The following is an 18,227-nucleotide window of genomic DNA, read 5'->3' as shown; positions in this document are numbered from 1 at the left end:
ATCAGATTGGACACGCAGACTGGCCGGCAGAGGATCGACCGGGGGCCTTTTCCTAAATGCCACAGCAACTTTCGCCCTTGCACGGTAGCGTCCTGGTGATCAGCGACGCCCCGCCCGGGGAGTCTCCCGGGCGGGTGGCGGGCTAAGGATCCGAGGCGAACGGAGGGCGCGATCATGGCGGCTGAGTCTGACGAGCTGGTCGTGGCGGTCGAGGAACTGGCAGCGGTCCGGGACCGAGGTGAGACGGCGCACTCCGACGGGGCGGTCGGCGACAGCGGCGAGAACCGGGACGGCTGAGACCACCGCGCCGACGGCCCGTGTGCACGGCGCCGAGCGGCACGTCGTGCTCGGACTGTACCGGTCCGACCACCGCCGCCAGCAGCTAGAAGCGGCGCTGACGGCCGGGATCCGAGCGCTCGACACGGCGAGCAACTACCGCGATTTCGCCGCCCACCGGATCTTGGCATCCGAAGCGGCTGATCTTCTCAGCGAGTTCACGGTCTCCACAAAGGTGGGCTTCTTCCGGGCGGCGGGTGGCGTTGAGCATTCCCTCGACCCGGGACGGCTGCGGCGCGCGGTCGCGGAGGCGGTGGACGAGCTCGGCCGGGTACCTGACGTGGTTCTGCTGCACAGCCCAGAACGGTCGCTCAGCGGGGACTTGGCGGCCGATTACGACCGATTCGCCGCGGCGTGCGCCGTGCTCGCCGACGCGGTCGCCGCTGGGCTGTGCGGGTCATGGGGAATCTCCTGCTGGGACAGCCGGCCGCTCGCCCGGCTGCTCACCGCTGGCGAGGGACTGGGCGCGTCTCCGCGGCCCGACGTGCTGATGGTGCGGTCGGGTCTGGCCGTCGGCGCTGACGGCCTGGACGCGGCCGAGCAGGCCGCGGCACTGCTGGGAGTGCCACCGGCCGGGCGGTGGGGCATGAGCCCATTCGCGGGGGACGCCGCCAACCCCGCATGGCAGCGGATCAATCCCGGGGCGTTCCTGCGGCCCGGCCAGCAAGCTGCGACCCTGCCCGCTGTCTTCCGCCTGGCTTTCGAGCTGCCCCAGGTCGCCCGCGTCGCCGTCGGCTCGACCAGCAGCGCACATCTGCGCGCGCTCGCGACCGCCACCGAACTGGATGTCGACGCCGCGCAGATCGCCCGCTACCGGCAGCTTCTCGCCGGCCGGCTCAGACCTGAAGCGCCTTGAGTAGCTCGTCGACCAGTACGCGTGCCGGGTCGAGGAGCGGACCGGAGTAGTCGGCCGGGGCGGTCACGATGTCCGCGCACAAGAACAACGTGACGATCCGGCCGGTGCGGCTGCCCAGTTCGGCGCCGAACGTGTGACGGACCTGTTCGGCAAGCGCCGGGACGGCGAGTGAGTTGACGAGCAGGTTCGCGGCGTCCAGTCCGGCCGGGGCCAGGCCCCAGTCCTCCCAGTCGAGCAGGACACAATCCGGGGCGGTCAGGTTCGCCCAGTTCAGGTCGGCATGCGCCGGCGCCCACCGGTCGACCGTCGTCTCAAGCTGGTCACCGAACACCCGGCCGATCGTCGCGCTCACCCGCGCCTGGCTGATCGGCACGGTGTGCAGGGTCGCGACCCGGGTCGTGGCGGCGCTGGCGAGCGCGGCCAGCGACCGGGCCAGCGTCGACCACCAGGCATCGTCGAGCCCCGGGTTGACGGTGAGGATGCCCCCCGGCCTGATCGGGTGGGCCGCGACGTAGCCGGTCTCGTCCGCCCGCCACAGCAACCCTGTCTCGGGCTGCGCCCAGGAGACGCCCTGGTACCAGGCCGGCATAGCGACCCCTTGCAGCGTGGCGGCGGTCTCGGCCCCGTTCCAGCCCTGCCCCGACACCTTCGACGCCGGCCGCGCCTCAACACGTACCCAGGTGCCCGCGTCGCTGGGCAGCCCGATCGAACGCCGTTTACGCACCGCGGCGCCCCGGTCCAACCGAACCCCCAGGGACCGCTCGACCCGCGTCAGGACCTCGTCGTGAGACCCCGACCTGAGATCCAGCCTCGGCATCTGAGCCACGGCGCACGCCCATCTCTCACGACCAACGACACCTTGCACCCGTGATCGTAGGCACTGGACGACGATCGCCCGTGGCCGACTTCGGCCCCGGTTTCGGCGTCGGGCGCCGACGCTAACGCGACTACCGCCGCCGTTCGCCGCATCAGGTCCCCCCGATCCTGGCCCAGATCACGCGGCCATACCGGCGTCGCGCCTTCGCCAGAACGTCCTCTTGCCTCGGCCTCGGCTCGCTGCCACCTTGGTCCGATTGGATGCACGGATGGCACTAGCCGACGATGATCGGCCGCACCGCGGTGCGAGGACACGGGGGACGACAGATGGATGATCTGCGCGCCGCTGCTGAGGCGTTACGCGACCGCGTCGACAGCATGCTCGGCGAACTGACCGCCATCCGGGACCAGGCCGACGTCCTGGCTAAAGCTGCGTCTGGTGGGGTGTCGCTCGGCAAGCCGACCCCGGCGTCGCCGGCGGTGACGATCAGCCCGGGTATGTGGCTGGTCGGGCGGCACATCCAGCCAGGCACCTACGAGGCGACCGGCGGCTCGGGGTCGTTCTACTGGGCCCGGCTGTCCAATGCGTCTGGGGACGGCGATGTCCTCGGTAACGGCTTCGCTGACGGAGGTCGTGGCGTTGTGACCATCAAGCCCACCGACGTGGCGTTCGAGTCCCAGTGCACGTGGACGAAGATCGACTAAGCCCGGGACGGTGGGCACTCGCACCGGTCTAGGGCCCGATGGAACGATGCGCCGTACTACTGTGTTAATCAGACCGTTACGCTACGCGCCGTGTCGTCAAGGTCCCTTGATCCCCTGGACTGGCGGGCCGAGAGTCCCGGTCCGCCGTGGCCCGTGCCGCCCGACAGCTTCCTGCACGCCCAGGAGCATGCAGGCGCTCCCGGCCGGAAGCGCCGCTGGCGTCAGAAAGGCGGCCGACGCCTCTATGAATGGGACGACGTTCACGGGCATATTGAGGCGTACAACGCGCGCGGTCGGCACGTCGGCGTGCTCGACGCGATCACGGGTGTCATGATCGGAGAGGCAGTTCCGGGAAGGAGGATCGATGTCTAGGCCATCGACCTTTCTTGACGCTTGCCTCGTGGGGCGGGCGCTGCTCGCAGACGTCGACGATTGGGTCGATACGTGGCACGAGGCGGACGGCGCGCCCGACGGCCACCCAGTGGCGCTGCGGGAGTACCTCGGGCTCGGGCCGGCAGAATACGCGATGTGGGTCGAGCAGCCGGGCGCGCTTCGCTTCGCTGCCCAAGCCCGTAGGACTGGTCGGCCCGTCGACGATCTCAAGGCGCTCACTTCGACTGTGCTAGCAGCGGCACGCACCGGAGACGATTCCGAGGCTCAGACGCTGATCCAGTGGCTCCAGGAAACCGGCCGGCTGTCCGCTGACGACCTTGAAGCCTGAGGAGAGCGCGGCCGGGCTAATTGTCGAGCGGCTCAACCTGGAACCGCCCGTCGACGTCCAAGCGCTGCTCAAGACTGCGGCTGACATCCAAATCCTCGACTGGGACTACGACGTTGATGGTTTGGTCGTCGGGTTGACCAGCGCGCGGCCAAAGGTGTTTGTCCGGCGGAATGCGGACCGTCGGCGGCAAAGGTTCACCATGGCGCACGAACTGGGCCACATCGTTCTCGGCTGGCACACAGGCGCCATCCCGTGCCATACGAGCCGAGTGCCGCGTTGGCTGGTTCAGGGCCATGAGGCGGAGGCGAGCCGCTTTGCTTCCGCAATCTTGGTGCCGGATCGCTTCCTCTCGCGCATCCGATCGACACCGGACGTTGGGGGCTGGCTGACCGATCTCGCCAAGGCGGACGTCAGTGCCTTCGCGGGCGCGATGGCACTCGTCCGCGGGCTTCCACCTGGCTACATGTTCGTTGTCGAGATGCCCTATGGACCAGAGGTCGTCAGCTCGGATGGCACGTCGATCAGGCTCGGGTGGGTCGACGGCCAGCCAGACTACAGAGCTTTGGAGCGCAGCTCTGCTGATCACGCGATCGTCGGCCACCAGAACCGGCGAGTCCGGTGGTATCGGTTCGTAGAAGACGAGCTACTACCGGAGGTCGATGCCGACCCGCGTACGACGGCGGAGCTGTTGCAGCATGCCGCTGACCGATGTGGGACAACCCCAGCCGTTGTTAACGGCGTCATCGGATACGCGGCCAACATGGTCGCAGGGGCGGACGAGGGGACCTTGTTCCAGACGATGCTGTTCCGGATCAAGCTTCGCGGAGATCTCCAAGCACTGCTGGATGACCCTGACTTCCGGTGCTTCTTGGCTCGACGAGCGCGCGAACTAGCCGCCAGACGTCTGGGGAACGGCTAGCGGAACTGGCCCCAGACGTATCGCCCTCGACTCGGCCACCGACAGCGGCTACGCCGCGTAGCTGCCGGCGAGCGGGGTCATCGAGAGCGTCGCAGGGCTCGTGATGGGCACACGCTGGGCGCGCCGTGCCCATCCGACGCCGTTTTCGATCACTCGTACGCGGTCGTACCCGTGCCGGGAACCGCTGCAACGTATGCGCTTCCGCTTGCCATCACCCGTACCCACCGGGTCCTCACGTCCTCTTTTAACCGGCGAGTTCAGGGTTCGAGTCCCTGACGGCCCACCCGTATCTAGGCTGCTGACCTGCAGGTTTACCTCGGCCGACTGTCCCTCATCCCCCTCATTGATCGTTGTGGGCGTCAGGTGGGCGTGGCGCCGCACGACGCGGCGCGGGACGGCGTTGGCGACCTTCTCGGCTGCGGCCTGGCCCGCGCTGCGCAACAGGTGCGTGTAGCGCAGGCCGGTGATGTGCGGCGAGGAGTGGCCGAGCCGCTTCGAGACGAGGGTGATGTCGATGCCCTCAGCCAGTTGGATGCTGGCGCTCGAATGGCGAAGATCGTGCAGCCGTCGTCGGCTGAGCAGGTCGCGACCGAGTTCCGTGCCTCGGGGCATGGCGACTGGTAGCGGTCCCGACAGGCTGAGGATCGCGCCGGCGCCGCGTCGCTTCACGCAGCCCGTGACCGTCACCTCGCCGACCGGCTCGCGGTCGACGTACAGCGTCCAGGTGCCGTCCGGCTCGGCGAACCGCTTCCCTACGGTGATCGTCGTGTCGCCCTGGCCGGCCTCCCTGACGAGGGCGCAGCACAGGCCGACGCGCTTGGCGATGTGCCACGTGTGGGAGGTGACCTTGAGTGGTCGGCCGCGGTCAGTCGACCGGGATGGTGTCGACGAACTGGCGGGCCTGCAGGGTGAACAGGTCCGGATAGATGCCGGGTCGGTTCATCAGTTCGGCGTGGGTGCCCTCGTCGGCGACCAGCCCGTCGTCGAGAACGTAGATGCGGTCGGCGGTGCGGACGCTGGCGAGACGGTGCGTGATCAGCAGGACGATACGATCCTTACCGAGGCTTTGGATCAGGTCGAACAATGCCTGCTCGGCCCGGGCGTCGAGGGCCGCCGACGGTTCGTCGGCGATGAGAATGGGCGCGTCCCGGTAGACAGCCCGCGCGCAGGCGATGCGCTGCCACTGGCCGCCGGAAAGGTCATGGCCCGAGTTGTACTGGCGGGCCAGCGAGGTGTCGTAGCCGTGCGGCAGCTTGTCGATGACCTCGTCGGCACCGGTGGCGGCGGCCGCCGCGATGACACTGTCCGGGCCGTCGGTCGCCAGCCGGGCCACCCGGCCGACGGCGATGTTCAATCGGGCCGACATCGGCCACCGGGTGTAGACCTGCGGAATAAGGCCGACTCGGTCGCGGACGCTGTCCGGGTCGACGCCGGCGAGATCGACGCCGTCCCAGCGCACAGTGCCACTGTCGGGGACGTAAAGGCCGGCGAGAACCTTGGCCAGGGTGGATTTCCCGCTGCCGTTGGCGCCGACGAAAGCGACGACCTGGCCCCGGCGCAGCTCGACGGAGACGCCCCGCAGCGCGGTCGTCTCCGTGTGCGGATAGGTGTAGGTGACGCCGTCGACGCGAATGACGTCCGGGCTGACCGGGGCAGCCAGCGACCGCGACGGCGGAATCCGGCGGGTCGCCTCCAGAATCCATGCCTGGTACTCGTCGAAGTAAAGGAAGTTCTCGTACGCGTCGTTCAGGCTGGACAGCGCCGTCGACAGAGCGCCGCGCCCGTTGCGAATCGCGAGCACTGCCGCGCCGGCGGCGGCGAGTGGCATCACCCCGGTATCGAGCAGCACGACCAGCGTGCCGTAGACGGCGCCTAACGCGAGCCCGGCGACGCTCTCGCCGACCAGCCGGTAGCGCGCCTGGCCACGCCCGACCCGCAGCGCCTCGGCCTCGTTTCCGCGGGCGATCACGGAATACTCGTCGAGCAGGAAGCGACCGAGCCCGAACGAGCGAATCTCGGCTGCCGAGTCCCGGTCGATCATGTAGTAGCGCAACATGAACTGGCGGCGCACGAGGCGGATACGGCCCAGCCAGGACGCGTAGGCCAGCCGGGCCGAGCGGGCGGTCGCCCAGCCGTCCGGAAGAATCGAGAGGATCAACAGCGGCACCAGCAGCGGGTGCAGGACGCCGAGGACGCCCGCCGCGGCCACGAGCCGGACCACCGAGGTGAAGACGGTGGTGGCATTGTCGACGAGCTGACGGCCGCTGACGGCGCCCCGCTCGGCAGCTTCCAGGTCGTCCACGAAGCGGGGGTCGTCGAATGCCATGACCGACGTCGTGGTGGCAAGGTCGAGCAACCGGACCACGCACACCCGGTCGATCCGGGGCCCGAACCTGGCGCGCAGCAGGTTCTCCACCAACGACAGCGCGGTCCGGACGAGCCCTGCGGCGAGGATCAGGGCGAGCGCTGGCAGGGCGTGGCGGACCCGGTCCGGCGTCGGGCCGGCGGTGAGCAGCCCGCTGAGCGCGCCAGCCACCGCGAGCAGGCCGGCGGCCTCGACGAGTCCCGCGACAACGCGGACCGTCACCAACGCGATCAGACCGTTCCGATCAGCCTCCCAGGCGAGCGACCAGGCCAGCCGGAGCAGGCCCGGGAGCCGTTTGACCATGGTGCGTACCCCGGTACGTTCCATCGTTTTCTCGTGCTTGCGCCAGGCACTGCTGGTGTCGTCGTCCTCCTTCCCGTAGGTAAGGACAGGATCATGCGGGATCGCCGCGCGGACCTCTGGGTCCGGTGCGCTGCCGCCGGGCTGGTCTTCCAGGCTCTCGGCTGGGGTGGTGGCCGGGGTGGGATCGCGCTGCGCCGGTACCTGGCTCGCGTCTGAGGTGTCGGGTACGTCAGATGTCGCCACCTACCCAGGGTGGGCGACCCGGCATTGGCGATCCCTCCAATCCGGCGCTCGGGCCGGATTCCGCGTACGGATGCCCAGATTTGGCCTGTTTCCTGAACTGGAAATTCGAGCTTCTTGGCGACCTCGGGCTAGGTCATCTCCGCCGCTTTGCGGATCATCGCAAGGTCAATCGCGTAGATCCGGTCCATCTCCAGTCACATGCCACTCGGGCTGAGGATGGCTTGGCGGGCGGCGTGCGCCAGGAGCGCCTGGGTTCGGGTAGGTAGGCCGAGCCGGTTCCAGTGGAAGAGGGCGTGATAGCTGAGGACGTCGCGCAGTCCGCGGTGTAGGAGTCCGGTTCGGTTGGCGTCCGCGAGTGCCCGGCCGGCCGTAGCGCAGGCCTCGGCCCAGCGGGCTTGGGCCGCGACAGGCCCGCCGGGGCCGAACAGTGGCCCGTCGGGTGCGGTGTCGGCGCGCAGCAGGGTGGCCAGGGTTTCGCTGAGATCGGCCATCTTCTCAGTGGGCACGTCGCGGGGTAGGGGTCGTTCGGTGCAGACGCGGTCGAACAGGTCTCCGCGCTCATACCACTCCAGGCCGGCGCCGCGCAGTAGCGCGCTGACGAGCAGGAGCGACAACTCGCGTCGCCCCATACCGGGGCCGTCCGTGGTGGCTAGATCGAGCGCGCCACGGCTGTCGGCGGCGAAGAGGGCATGCGCGATGTCCATGGCTATGCCGCCGCCGAACGCGGCGGTTTCCGGTTCGTAGACCCCGGGCCACCAGGCGTCCAGATATCCGTCTGTGACGAGCTGGTCGAGGGCCGCCTCGATCGTGGCCTGCGAGCCCGGGCGGGTCGGGTGGAGCCGTAGGCGCCAGCAGGGGTGTTTCCGCATGAACCACCAGGCGCTGATCTGGCCGTGCCGTTCGGCGTCGTCCAGGATCCGGACCAGGTGGGCTGCCGCGACCTGGTCGGCGTGCTGCCAGTCAGAGAACCGCAGGTAGATCTGGTGCCAGGCGGTGTCGCGGTGCGCGGCGAGGGCCTGGCGGCCGGCTGTGCGGTAGATCTCGGTCGCGGCGGCCAGGTCGCCGGGGTCCAGGCCCGACCTGGTGGCTGTGGCCAGGATTGGGTCGCCGCTGAGGACCCGGAGGATCGCGTGCTCGGTGGTGGCCGGATGGACTAGTTGATCAGAAGGCATGTGTCCCATCCCGAGCGCGGGGCTGTGTTCGTGGCTGCGGTGTGCAGCGCCAGCGCGATGCCGGCGCCGCCGGTCAGGAACCCTGGGTCGGCCTGGTCCGCGGTTCGAGCGGTTCGCAGGAGACGGGCGGCGAGTGCCGGTAGTCGGGCGCGCAAATCGCCGGTCGTGGCATCGGTGGCGGCTCGCCAGACGGTTTGGAAGAGGCCGGCCTGGCCGTGGCAGAGGCCGGGGTCTACGAGGCGGGCCTGTTGGGTGGGGTCGTCGAGGCAGGCGAGCAGGGCCTGTTCGTAGGCCGCTTGGCGGTGGCGGTCGCCAAGGGCGAGGGCGGCGAGCTGGCCGGCGCGGGTGATGCCGGGCGTGCCGTAGCACCAGCTGGGTCGGGCCGAGCGAGGTTGGGCGCAGCGCCCGGTGCGGAGCTCGTCGAGGGCGAGATGTTCGGGCCACCATGGACCGGCGGCGCAGTCCTGCTGCCAGGCGTCGAGCCAGTCGCAGACGGTGGCGATGGCGTCGAGCTGTCCGTCGACGACGGTGCCGTTGCGGGCGGCGAGGCTGAGCAGGGTGAGCGGACCGGTGATCCCGTGGGCGGCGCCGAGGTTGCCGTGGCCGCCGCGGAATGCCAGGGTCTGTCGGCGGTGGGGGTCGTGGTCGACCCACCAGCCGGGCAGCGTTTCGCCGTCTACGGTCAGCGGTCTGGTCAGTGCGACGAGGGCGGTCAACACCTGTTCGGTCGCGCTGCCGGTGGGGGCTCGGCGCAGGAGCAGGGCGCCGAGCCCGGTCAGGCCGCCGAAGACGTCGTACTCGGCGAACGACGCGAGCCGGCCGGCCCGGATGCGGGCGAGGGCTTGGGCGGCACGGCGGTGCGCGAGCCGGGCGACGGCGGCGTCGAGGTCGGCGAGCCCGCCCTGGTAGCGGTCGGTAGAGCCGGCTGCCGCATCGAGGACGAACGCCAGGGCCGGAGCCCCGAAAAAGAGCCCGGCGGTGTCGTGGTCGCTGACGGGCGCGGCGGCAGCGGCGCAGATCCACTGGTGGGCTCGATGCCAGCTTTCGAAGCCGGCGCGGGCGCGTTCGATGTGTGCCAGCGCGATGCCGGCGGTGCCGTCGGCCAACGCCGCTCCGGTGGTCTGGGCGTCGGCGGTTCGCGGCGGCACGGCGCCGACCTCATGGAGGTGACGGTCAGCCTCGGACGCGAGGTCGGCCTGCGACGGGAGCCCGGAGGCCGTGGTGTCAGCCGTTCGCATGGGTGGCCTGGGCGTGCAGTGCCAGCGCTCGGGCGAGGCGGCCGGTGACGCGCTCGGCGTCGGGGTCGGCGCCGAGCGTCCGCAGGTGGTGCAGGTGCAGCAGCGGCCCGAGCACGCCAGCGGGCTCACGCTGGGACACCAGCTCTCTGGCGTAGGTGGTAAGCGCGGCGGCGCGGTCCTGCCAGGCGGCGGTCACCGCACGGCCCGCGGGCGTCTCAGCGAGCGGTCCGGGCCCCTCGGCGAGCGCGATGACCTGGCAGCGAAGAGCTCGATCGAGAGGGCCGTGGCTCTGGGGCACCGTGTCCAACAGCCACTCCCGCCCGGTGGCCGCGTCGCCGGCGAGCGCCGTGGCGAGGTCGAGGAAGCTCAGCGCTGTCAGCGCCTGGGGATCTGTCCCGGTGCGGGCGGCGCGGATCTGGGCGAGCGCGGCGGCCGAGTCGGCCCTGAAGACGCCCAGGGCGGCATCGAGCGCGGCGCCGTGACCGTAACGGCCAGTGGGTGGCTGCCAGCTGGCGAAGGTCAACTGCGCGGCCAGCCGTCCGCGGTGCAGTTCGCCGGCCCAGTCCGCAAGCTGGCCCGCGGCTGCCGCATAGGCGCCTGGTTCACCGACGTCCAGGAACAGCGCCAGGTACTGGTCGCTCTGATGGTCTTGCAGGTTGCGATACCGATGGAACCACCACGCCGGGTCGCCAGAGAGCCTGCGAACCAGGGCGGGGAGATGATCGGCGAGGATGTCGTCGAACCGCTCCGGATGGGCGTATAGCCGGGCCGCGACGACCGATGAGGCCGCCGGAAGGCGAAGCGCGGCAGCCAGGACGGGACGCGACGATGGACGCTTGCGCGAGGCTGGAACGACGTCCCGTTCGACGCGGGTCAGCGGCAAGAGGAGTTCGTGGGCGCGCCCGATCCAGCCGAGTTGCTCGGGCGGTGCGGTCTCGCGCAGTTCCAGCCGTCCAGCGCTTTGGAGACGACTGCGCAATAGGTGCCGGTGGGCCGGGTGTCGCAGGTCGACGGGCTGGCGCCGATCGTGCTCGACAAGTGCGACGTGGTCCGGGACCTGCCAGCGCGCCCGCCAGCCAGCCAGGGCCTGTTCCCACTCGGCGGGAGCGGCGCGGCGCCCGGGGAGCTGGGCGGCGTCGAGCAGCCAGCGGGCCGGGGACAGGATCGTGCGCCGGTAGCGGACCCGCGGCAGGTACGGCAGGCGCGACGCGGCTCCGAAGGAGAACGAGCCGTACACCGCACACGTAGCGATCGACACCTCGGCGAGGAACCGGGCCAGCGGCGGCGTATGGACACTGGCCTCCAGCGCGTTCGACACCAGAGGCGCGACCGGGTCGCCGGTCGAGAGCTGGATCAGGCCGAAGCCCTGATCATCGGCCGTCACCGCCAGGTCCGACAGGTCGATCACATCTGTACCAGGCCGCCGATGCTCAGCGAGGGAAATCAGCTTCGGGCTCCACCGACCATTGCGGGTGACGTTCTCGCTGCGCTGGCGACGCGGTGCGAACGACAACTGCGCCGCCACCAGCCCCGGCTCGCTCGGCTCGAACGTCCGACGAACCGCCGCGAACTCTTCCGGTGGCGACAGGTAAGCGTGTCGTGCGGCCATGCTGCTCGCCGGGCGGGGGGTGCCAGTGACCTCCAGCGTGAACCGGCCGGCCTGGAGCTGCGCGACGGTCCCCGCGTGGATCTCGAAGGCCACCTCGGTACGCGGCGGCAGCACCGGAACAGCACCACTGTCCGCGCACAGCCCGGCAATCACCGCGTCGGTCACGAGCAGTTCACCGCCGCTGGCCATCGCCTCCTGGACGAGCGCCATCACCTTTTCGTCACGTTCACTCAGCTGGCGTGGCGGCGTCTCACGCGCCGAGCCGAGGAACCCGGCCGGCAACCCGAGGCCGCTGTCCGCGACCAGGTCGAGGACCGGGACCAGGGCGCCCGTGCCGTAGCGGGCGCGGAACGCGGTGTGGTACTCCCGCCAGGCCGGATGCCCGAACGGGTGGGGCGAAAGGCGATAGAGCACGGTCACGGCGTCCCGGATCTCGCGAGCGACCGCAGGCGGGATGTCGGCCTCGCAGTCGGCGACCGTGTCGATCAGCAGCGGTGACCGCGCCGCAGGGGCCTGGGCGCTCATCTGTGCGCTGACTCCGGCCGGGACGGTGTCGACCGGGTCCGCGGGCAAGGCGTCGCGGATCGCGTACAGCTCGCCGACCAGGTCCGCGACCTCGGCGATGCTTCCAGCGTCGGCGTCGTGGAGGACCTGGCAGACGGTGCTCAGCGCGTCCGATTCACTGATCGGAACCCGCAGCGCGCTGATCAGAAACCGGTTGTCAACCAGGCCGCGAAGGACCCCATCAAGCTGGTCAGCGCTGGCCGCCGGGAACCGGGACGCGAGCAGCTCGCGAAGCTCGCCGAGCGGAACCGGGGCGGTCGCCGCGTCAAGAGCGAAGACCACGGGGCCGGTCGCCCGGACAGAAACCTCCAGCGCCGCCTCCCCGGGCGGGCCAGCGTCCGGCGCGGCTCCGGGAGCGATCAGCCGGCCACCTCGCCGGACGATGACATTGCAGGCCACGACCCGTATCCGGGCAGCCAACTCGGGGCACTGCCCGAGCCGAGCGGTCACCTCACCGAGCCAGCCAGCATCCGCCCGGACCGCGTACCGGTGGCCAGTGCCGCAGCGAACCTTCGCCGCCGCGCTCTCGAACCGCGCGGGGCCGACCCCGGCGAACAGGCCGAACGGCGTCTGCCGGCGCTGCCAGCGAAGCAGGTACGACGCCAGCGACGCCGCCACCCGTCGGACGCGAGCGGGAGCCGCTCCGCTGTCGGCGAGGACCGTCTCGATCTGCGCGCACAGCGCGGGACTCGCGGAGACCAAAGCCTCACGGATCTCCGCGCGCTTCCAGGTCGTCGTCAGCCACACGAGAAGCGGGCCGACGGGAGCAGTGGGGGACAGATCCAGGGATTCCGCGAGATCAAGCCCTCCCAGTTCGGTCGTGATCCGCAACAGCCCGACCGGGCTCCAGGACAGCTCTGCCGCCCCCGTCGCCATCACTTCGCCTTTCGCCGAGGCCCGGCCGCCGGCGTGCCAGCGGCCGGGAACCTCACCGGTCAGAACACGTTGTTGGCCACCGACTGACAGGCGCTCGCGCCGTCCTTGCAGGTCTCACCGCAACCGTCATTGGTCGGGCAGTCGCCGCTCAGCGGCGACCGGGCGGAGAGGATGACCCGGACGTCGAGGGTGAACTCGTCCTCGTCCACGGGCCGGTCGAGCAGCGCGGTGGCGCCGCCGGAGGGCTGGAAGGTCATGGAGATCAGGTCCTTACTGTGGGAGGGGTTGGTGAGCGGCGTCCTGGCCCGTGAGGGAGTCCGCCGGACGGGGCCAGGACAGGACGATCCGGCTGTGGGTCTTGTCGATGACGCGGTCCGCCGCCGGTAGGTCGGCGTCCGGGGTCGCGGCCGGAACGACGAGGTAGCGCGGTCCCGGGCCGCCACGATGGTCCCGGTCCCAGATACGCAGCTGCTCGGCGACGGTCACGGCGAGACCCGCGGCGTTCGGCCCGTGGGCGTAGACGTCGAGGGTGAAGTCGTCGCCGTCGAGCCGGCGGGGCACAACGTAGGCGGCGCTGCCGGCCTGGACGACCGCGAACCCAATGGCCCGGCTGGGCAAAGGCCGCGTCGGCGCCTCGTTCAGCCCGCTGTCAACGCTCAGCCGGCAGAAGCCCGGCAGCGCTGTGGCCAGCCACATCTGCATCGTCGCCCACGGCTCGCCCATCCGAAGGCCCGCGCCGCTGTCGACCACCAGCGGCTCCGTGTCCAGCACGCCGGCCAGCGCCCCCGGATCCGCCGGAGCGCCTTCGTCGAAGACCAGCGTCACCGCTCCCCCGGCCAAGGGCAGCTCGAAGCTGTCATGCGCGCCAGCGCCCTGCATCGGGACGAACCCGAACTGCTTCGCGGAGTCGGAGATCAACCGGTCGCTGGCCTTCTCGAACGCCACGGTGCGCATGAGACCCATGACCTGCAACGGCACGACCAGCCGGCCGCCCTCGACCAGCTGATCCCGCCAGGCCGGCGGGATATCCCACGCCCCGACCGTGACCAGCACCCGATCAAAGGGGGCGAACTCCGGCACACCGGCCTCGGCGTCGGCGAGCACCACGTGGACGTCCGGGTAGCCGGCCTGTGCGAGGAACCGCGCGGCCCGACCGGTGACGAACTCGTCGATATCGACGGTGACGACCCGGCCAGACGGCCCGACCAGCTCGGCCAGGTAGGCGGCGTTCATCCCGCCGGAGCCGACTTCCAGGACGTTCATCCCCGGCGCAATCCGGGCCTGCTCCAGCATGTGCGCCTGCGCATGCGGCGCCGAGAGCGAGCTCAGCGACCGGCCGCCCGCGTCCTGCTTGGTCACCAGCCCGTTCCACGGGTGGTAGACCGCGCTCAGCTCGGCCTCCGGCGCGAACGCCTCCCTCGGCACCCGGCGCATCGCGGCCTCGACCACCGACGAGGCGATCGTCCCGTCGGCCACGAGATCGTCGACGATCTTGTTGCGAAGACGAGCAGCCTGCCCGTCAATTACCTCGGCGTCAGTCACGAGCCCTCCCTTCGACATGATCATTGGCTGGCTGGGCATGCCGCCTCTCGGCTGACGGCAGTTGGTCGTACTCTCCGCGCTTGACCGCGGCGAGGAAGTCCGTCCACGCGCCCGAGGAGATCGTGGTCGGGCAGCTGAGCGTGCCGCGCAGCACGACCGCGATGCCGGGATGGCACCAGGCTGCCTCGACGGCGTCGACCACCTTCGCGTCGGTGACAGAGGGACGCTGCCACCCAGTCGCGACGGTGCCCTCCGATCTATGTGCCGGGCGCACGACGGACCTCCTCCTCGGATCGGGCGGGGTCGCGCTGGATGCGTGACCACGATCGGGAGCATGCTGGTTACGCCATGCGTCCGGGAAGAGGTTTGGTGTCCGGCTGCGTCCGGACGTTTCCGCGCGTCCGTCCGGACAGCGGTTCCTGCCGCGGGACACGTTGGCGACAACGGGCGGCGCCGTCGGGTACTAGCCTTCGCGTCATGACCACGGAAGTCCGCGGGCCCAGCGAATGGATCATTCACGGGGAGCGGGTGGTCGATGACACCCGACGAGCGGTGCTCAGCATCGCCGACGTCGAGCTACCCGACGGGGTGCGCTTCGAGCAGTACGTGCTGCGCCTTCCGCGCGCCGCGGTCGTCGTCGTCCTGGACGACGACGAGCGGGTCCTGATGATGTGGCGCCACCGCTTCATCCTCGACAAATGGGTGTGGGAGCTGCCCGGCGGCTACCTCGACCCCGACGAGGACCCCGCCGCCTGCGCCGCCCGCGAAGTCGAGGAAGAGACCGGCTGGCGCCCCCGCAACATGCGCGAGCTCGTCTCCTTCCAACCTGCCGTGGGCACGATCGACCAGCAGAACCTCGTCTTCCTCGCCCGCGGCGCCGACCCCACCGGCCAGGCCCCCGACATCAACGAGACCGCGAAGGTCGGCTGGGTCCCGCTCTCCGAGGCCTACAGCCGCGTCGTCCAAGGCGAGATCGTCGGCGCCGGGTCCGTAGCCGGAGTCCTCGCGACACTGCTCGCGAAAGCCAACGGCGAGTTCTAACCCGCCGCCCTGACCGGAGCCAGCCGCTCAGTGAAAGCGTCGACCGCCGGGAGGCCCGCGTGCGGGGCGAGCCGCCGGGCAAGATCCCGCAGATAGTCCTCTGAACGCGCCGACCTCAACCCCGCGGCTGCGGCGGCCGCCTCGATGCCGACCGTCGCCGCCTGCTCGACCTCACCAGCCTGGGCGTGCGCGCGGGCCAGTAGCGCGAGGTTGAACTGCCGTCCCCGGACGTATCGGCCGTCCATTTCCAACGAGCGTTCGGCAAACCGCTGCGCCAGGTCGCCCCGACCCAGCGCGGCGAAGCAGTGCCCGAACCGGGCCGACAGATACGCCTCGTCGAAATACCCGATCCACTTCGGATCGGCTGTGCGGTCGGCCCGGTCAAGGGCATGCTGGGCACGGTCCAGAGCAACAGCGCACAACCGCTCCTCACCCTGCAGCGCCAGACCATGTGCTTCCAGGACGGCGGCCTCGGCCGCGATCGCCACCACCCCGGCATCCGCCGCGGTCCGCGCTGCGGCTCGGGCAAGGTCCACCGCCTCCTCAGCGGCACCGAGATACGACGCCTGATGACTCATCGCCGCGATGATCTCCGCGCCGAGCGGAAGGTCCGCAGCCGCCAACGCTAGGCGCAACGCCTGGACCAGGTACCGCTGTCCGAGGCCGTGTAGCCCCGCGTCGTACGACGTCCAACCAGCCAGCTGCGTCAGCTCCGCCGCCGCTGACAACAACGCCGACCCCACCGGCTCATCGAACCGGCCGTCCCGCAGGAGCGGCGCGACCTCGGCATCGAGGAAACGCGTTACCAGCTCCCGGACAGACCCTCCGCCGTACTGGTTGTCCAGCTCCCGGAACATCCCGGTCGCCCGGTGAACGATCTCGACGTCCGGAGCGCCGACCGGCCGTCGACCAGCGCCCCGAGGCCGCTCGTCGAACGGAGCCGTCAACCAACGCATCACCGGCTTCGCATACGCCCCGGCGTCGAACCCCGACCCGCGGGCACGAGCCCGCTGTTCGACGTCTCGTCGAAACAGCGTCGCCGCCGCATCGACGGCGTCCATCCAGTGCGCCGGGAACTCCAACCCGCCGGCAGACGACCGCACCGTTACGTCGGTGCGAGCATCGTCGGACGCCAGAGCGACCAGCTCGCCACGCGCGTCGAGCGCGTCGTCGATGTGCTGCACCGTCTTCGCGCTGGGCCGATCCTTGCCAGTCTCGAACGCCTGCAACTGGGTCTTACTCGTGAACGCCCGCACCGCCAACGTTCGCAAGGACAGACCCCGCGACTCCCGCAGCTCACGCATCCTCGGCCCGAAACGCGGGTCCACGAGACCGGGCAACGGCGACTCACCTCACCTGGCCAGCAACGGGCGGCAGTTTGCACAAGAGTAGTCGCGCTGTCACGCTCCGACCGACCCGTCCCGCACCGTCGCAGTCAGCTTCCTGATGCCCGACCGGCCCAGGCCCATCGACGTCACCGCCCGCAAGATCGACCAATGCCCGGTAGGGCCGAGCGATAGCCCGCTTGAGGACTGTTCCGGCCAGACAGGCTGTGCAGGGCGTGATCGGCTAGATATCCTCCGCACTGTGTCTCCGGCCGCGGAATGGGTTGTGGCGCACCACAAGCACGACGGGGGAAGGCAGGGTTCGGCGTGACGGAGCCGGCCGGCACGATCGGGCGATACAGGGTGGCACAGCGGCTCGGCGCTGGTGGGATGGGCGAGGTGTTCCTTGCCCACTCACGGGCGGGATCGCCGGTGGCAGTCAAGGTGATCCGCCCGGATCGGCTCGACCCGCACACGCGGGAGCGCTTTGAGCGAGAGGCGCGCATCGCGCGAACTGTGGTCGGGACGAACCGGGTGGCGCGCTTCCTGGACGCGGACCCGTTCGCGGACCGGCCATGGTTGGCGATGGAGTACGTCCCCGGCCGGACGTTGCTCGAACACATCCAGGAGTTCGGCGTGTTGCCACCGCATCTGGTGGCGAGCTTGGGCCTGCTGCTGGCCGAAGGGCTGGAAGCGGTGCATGCCGCAAACCTGCTCCACCGGGATCTCAAGCCGCAGAACATCATGCTCGGCGCGGACGGCCCCATCATCATCGATTTTGGGTTGGGCGCCTTCCTCGATGCCCCGCCAGATTCGTTATCGCACTCCGGGGACGTGATCGGGACCGCGCGATGCATGCCGCCGGAGCAGGCCAGTGGCCGCGGGCCGGTCACGTCGGCAGCGGATGTGTACGCGTTCGGCACAGTCCTGCTCTATGCCGCTGCCGGCCACTATCCGTATGACGGCCAGCTGTGGCAGGAGATCGCGACGAAGGTCGTCAGGCCGGACGTCGCACCGGACCTGAGTGAGGTTCCGGAACCTCTCCTTCCTCTCCTGGCGGGAATGCTGGCGCACGAGGCGGCCGCGCGGCCGTCCCTGGACGAGATCGCGATGACCTGCGCGGCACTGCTCACCGAGTCCAGGACAACGGCGATGGAGGCCCGTCTCGCCCTGATCGCCCGTACCTCCGGCGACCTGTCACCACCGCCGGATAGCACAGCTGGTCTTCCGCCCGGGGTCGAGAGCGATCCCGCCGGCGTCGACGACGAGTCGGGCCCCTTGGATGGCCTGCGGTCGGAGGAGGCTTCTACCGGGCTGGGCACGCCAGGCGGCCAGCCGGCCTCAGATAGTGGGCGGTCTCCCGTGACCGGCGGGACGCCGCTCGAGGCGCCGGAGGCGGCCACGGGCTCCGACGGCACGTCTCTGTCGCGCCGCGCAGTGAAGGCTGGTCGGCGCCACCCGCGTCAGGTGGCCGAACGGCTGCGCGTGCAGTATGCGTTGGGCTCCCCGCTTGTCGGTCCACGCAGGTAGCGCGGACACGTGGGCCGTCGGCGAGTCGACAGGGCGGCGAGGAGACGGCGGGGTTGTGGGGAGAGA

Annotated in this window: 18 protein-coding genes; 8 read left to right on the top strand and 10 right to left on the bottom strand. The window is 70.4% G+C overall.

What is annotated here, in order from left to right; genetic code table 11:
• The first annotated feature begins 174 nt into the window (after positions 1 to 174).
• Together I6A60_RS42610 and I6A60_RS00375 are read left to right on the top strand one after the other, a co-directional pair.
• Positions 175 to 297 carry a hypothetical protein gene (locus I6A60_RS42610; RefSeq protein ID WP_255544966.1) on the top strand — a complete coding sequence of 41 codons (123 nt, stop codon included), beginning with the start codon at positions 175 to 177 and terminating at the stop codon, positions 295 to 297.
• A gap of 22 nt (positions 298 to 319) precedes the next feature.
• A complete protein-coding gene (locus tag I6A60_RS00375) occupies positions 320 to 1,192 on the top strand; it encodes an aldo/keto reductase (RefSeq protein ID WP_203013045.1) in 873 nt (290 codons plus the stop codon).
• On the opposite strand, the gene I6A60_RS00370 is transcribed toward I6A60_RS00375, so the two are convergent.
• Entirely contained in the window at positions 1,173 to 1,916 is a 744-nt protein-coding gene (locus tag I6A60_RS00370; protein WP_307838630.1) for a hypothetical protein, read from the bottom strand. The two genes, I6A60_RS00375 and I6A60_RS00370, sit on opposite strands and share 20 nt — an antisense overlap.
• A 419-nt stretch (positions 1,917 to 2,335) precedes the next feature.
• Here I6A60_RS00370 and I6A60_RS00365 point away from each other — a divergent pair, with 419 nt between their 5' ends.
• The 4 genes from I6A60_RS00365 to I6A60_RS00350 all read left to right on the top strand — a co-directional run bounded on the left by I6A60_RS00365 (position 2,336) and on the right by I6A60_RS00350 (position 4,353).
• Positions 2,336 to 2,713 carry a hypothetical protein gene (locus I6A60_RS00365; RefSeq protein WP_203013028.1) on the top strand — a complete coding sequence of 126 codons (378 nt, stop codon included), beginning with the start codon at positions 2,336 to 2,338 and terminating at the stop codon, positions 2,711 to 2,713.
• Between the two features lie 90 nt (positions 2,714 to 2,803).
• Complete coding sequence (locus tag I6A60_RS43860) at positions 2,804 to 3,085, top strand: colicin E3/pyocin S6 family cytotoxin (protein WP_374210138.1); 282 nt, start codon at positions 2,804 to 2,806, stop codon at positions 3,083 to 3,085.
• Between the two features lie 28 nt (positions 3,086 to 3,113).
• Positions 3,114 to 3,434 carry a hypothetical protein gene (locus tag I6A60_RS00355; RefSeq protein WP_203013023.1) on the top strand — a complete coding sequence of 107 codons (321 nt, stop codon included), beginning with the start codon at positions 3,114 to 3,116 and terminating at the stop codon, positions 3,432 to 3,434.
• Positions 3,424 to 4,353: an ImmA/IrrE family metallo-endopeptidase gene (locus I6A60_RS00350; protein ID WP_203013008.1), complete on the top strand. Its 930-nt coding sequence runs from the start codon at positions 3,424 to 3,426 to the stop codon at positions 4,351 to 4,353. The genes I6A60_RS00355 and I6A60_RS00350 overlap by 11 nt, the downstream gene beginning before the upstream one ends.
• 48 nt (positions 4,354 to 4,401) lie before the next feature.
• Here I6A60_RS00350 and I6A60_RS41115 read toward each other — a convergent pair whose 3' ends face one another.
• The 8 genes from I6A60_RS41115 to I6A60_RS00310 all read right to left on the bottom strand — a co-directional run bounded on the left by I6A60_RS41115 (position 4,402) and on the right by I6A60_RS00310 (position 14,539).
• Positions 4,402 to 5,040: a tyrosine-type recombinase/integrase gene (locus tag I6A60_RS41115; protein ID WP_307838629.1), complete on the bottom strand. Its 639-nt coding sequence runs from the start codon at positions 5,038 to 5,040 to the stop codon at positions 4,402 to 4,404.
• Positions 5,041 to 5,218: 178 nt separating this feature from the next.
• Positions 5,219 to 7,264, bottom strand: a complete 2,046-nt coding sequence (locus tag I6A60_RS00340) for an ABC transporter ATP-binding protein (RefSeq protein WP_203013004.1) — start codon at positions 7,262 to 7,264, stop codon at positions 5,219 to 5,221.
• Positions 7,265 to 7,458: 194 nt separating this feature from the next.
• Positions 7,459 to 8,436 carry a thiopeptide-type bacteriocin biosynthesis protein gene (locus tag I6A60_RS00335; RefSeq protein WP_203012991.1) on the bottom strand — a complete coding sequence of 326 codons (978 nt, stop codon included), beginning with the start codon at positions 8,434 to 8,436 and terminating at the stop codon, positions 7,459 to 7,461.
• Complete coding sequence (locus tag I6A60_RS00330) at positions 8,418 to 9,674, bottom strand: lanthionine synthetase C family protein (protein ID WP_203012985.1); 1,257 nt, start codon at positions 9,672 to 9,674, stop codon at positions 8,418 to 8,420. The genes I6A60_RS00335 and I6A60_RS00330 overlap by 19 nt, the downstream gene beginning before the upstream one ends.
• On the bottom strand, positions 9,661 to 12,723 hold the full coding sequence (locus I6A60_RS00325) for a lantibiotic dehydratase (RefSeq protein WP_203012983.1): 3,063 nt from the start codon (positions 12,721 to 12,723) through the stop codon (positions 9,661 to 9,663). Before I6A60_RS00325 ends, I6A60_RS00330 begins: the two co-directional genes overlap by 14 nt.
• A gap of 59 nt (positions 12,724 to 12,782) precedes the next feature.
• Positions 12,783 to 12,980, bottom strand: a complete 198-nt coding sequence (locus tag I6A60_RS00320; RefSeq protein ID WP_013428026.1) for an FxLD family lanthipeptide — start codon at positions 12,978 to 12,980, stop codon at positions 12,783 to 12,785.
• Positions 12,981 to 12,993: 13 nt separating this feature from the next.
• Complete coding sequence (gene fxlM, locus I6A60_RS00315) at positions 12,994 to 14,265, bottom strand: methyltransferase, FxLD system (protein ID WP_203012981.1); 1,272 nt, start codon at positions 14,263 to 14,265, stop codon at positions 12,994 to 12,996.
• Complete coding sequence (locus tag I6A60_RS00310) at positions 14,258 to 14,539, bottom strand: DUF397 domain-containing protein (RefSeq protein ID WP_203012979.1); 282 nt, start codon at positions 14,537 to 14,539, stop codon at positions 14,258 to 14,260. Before I6A60_RS00310 ends, fxlM begins: the two co-directional genes overlap by 8 nt.
• Before the next feature lie 203 nt (positions 14,540 to 14,742).
• Between I6A60_RS00310 and I6A60_RS00305 the strand changes: the two genes are divergently transcribed.
• Positions 14,743 to 15,306 (top strand): NUDIX hydrolase, encoded by a 564-nt coding sequence (locus I6A60_RS00305; protein WP_203055530.1) that lies wholly within the window; start codon positions 14,743 to 14,745, stop codon positions 15,304 to 15,306.
• Here the strand turns inward: I6A60_RS00305 and I6A60_RS00300 are convergent.
• On the bottom strand, positions 15,303 to 16,646 hold the full coding sequence (locus I6A60_RS00300; RefSeq protein WP_203012975.1) for a helix-turn-helix domain-containing protein: 1,344 nt from the start codon (positions 16,644 to 16,646) through the stop codon (positions 15,303 to 15,305). The genes I6A60_RS00305 and I6A60_RS00300 overlap by 4 nt on opposite strands.
• A gap of 264 nt (positions 16,647 to 16,910) precedes the next feature.
• On the opposite strand from I6A60_RS00300, the gene I6A60_RS00295 reads away from it, so the two are divergent.
• Positions 16,911 to 18,161, top strand: a complete 1,251-nt coding sequence (locus I6A60_RS00295; RefSeq protein WP_203012972.1) for a serine/threonine-protein kinase — start codon at positions 16,911 to 16,913, stop codon at positions 18,159 to 18,161.
• Positions 18,162 to 18,227: the final 66 nt, after the last annotated feature.

The sequence above is a fragment of the Frankia sp. AgB1.9 genome (genome assembly GCF_016786355.1).
Lineage (GTDB): Bacteria > Actinomycetota > Actinomycetes > Frankiales > Frankiaceae > Pseudofrankia.
This window is presented reverse-complemented; position numbering and strand designations above follow the sequence as displayed.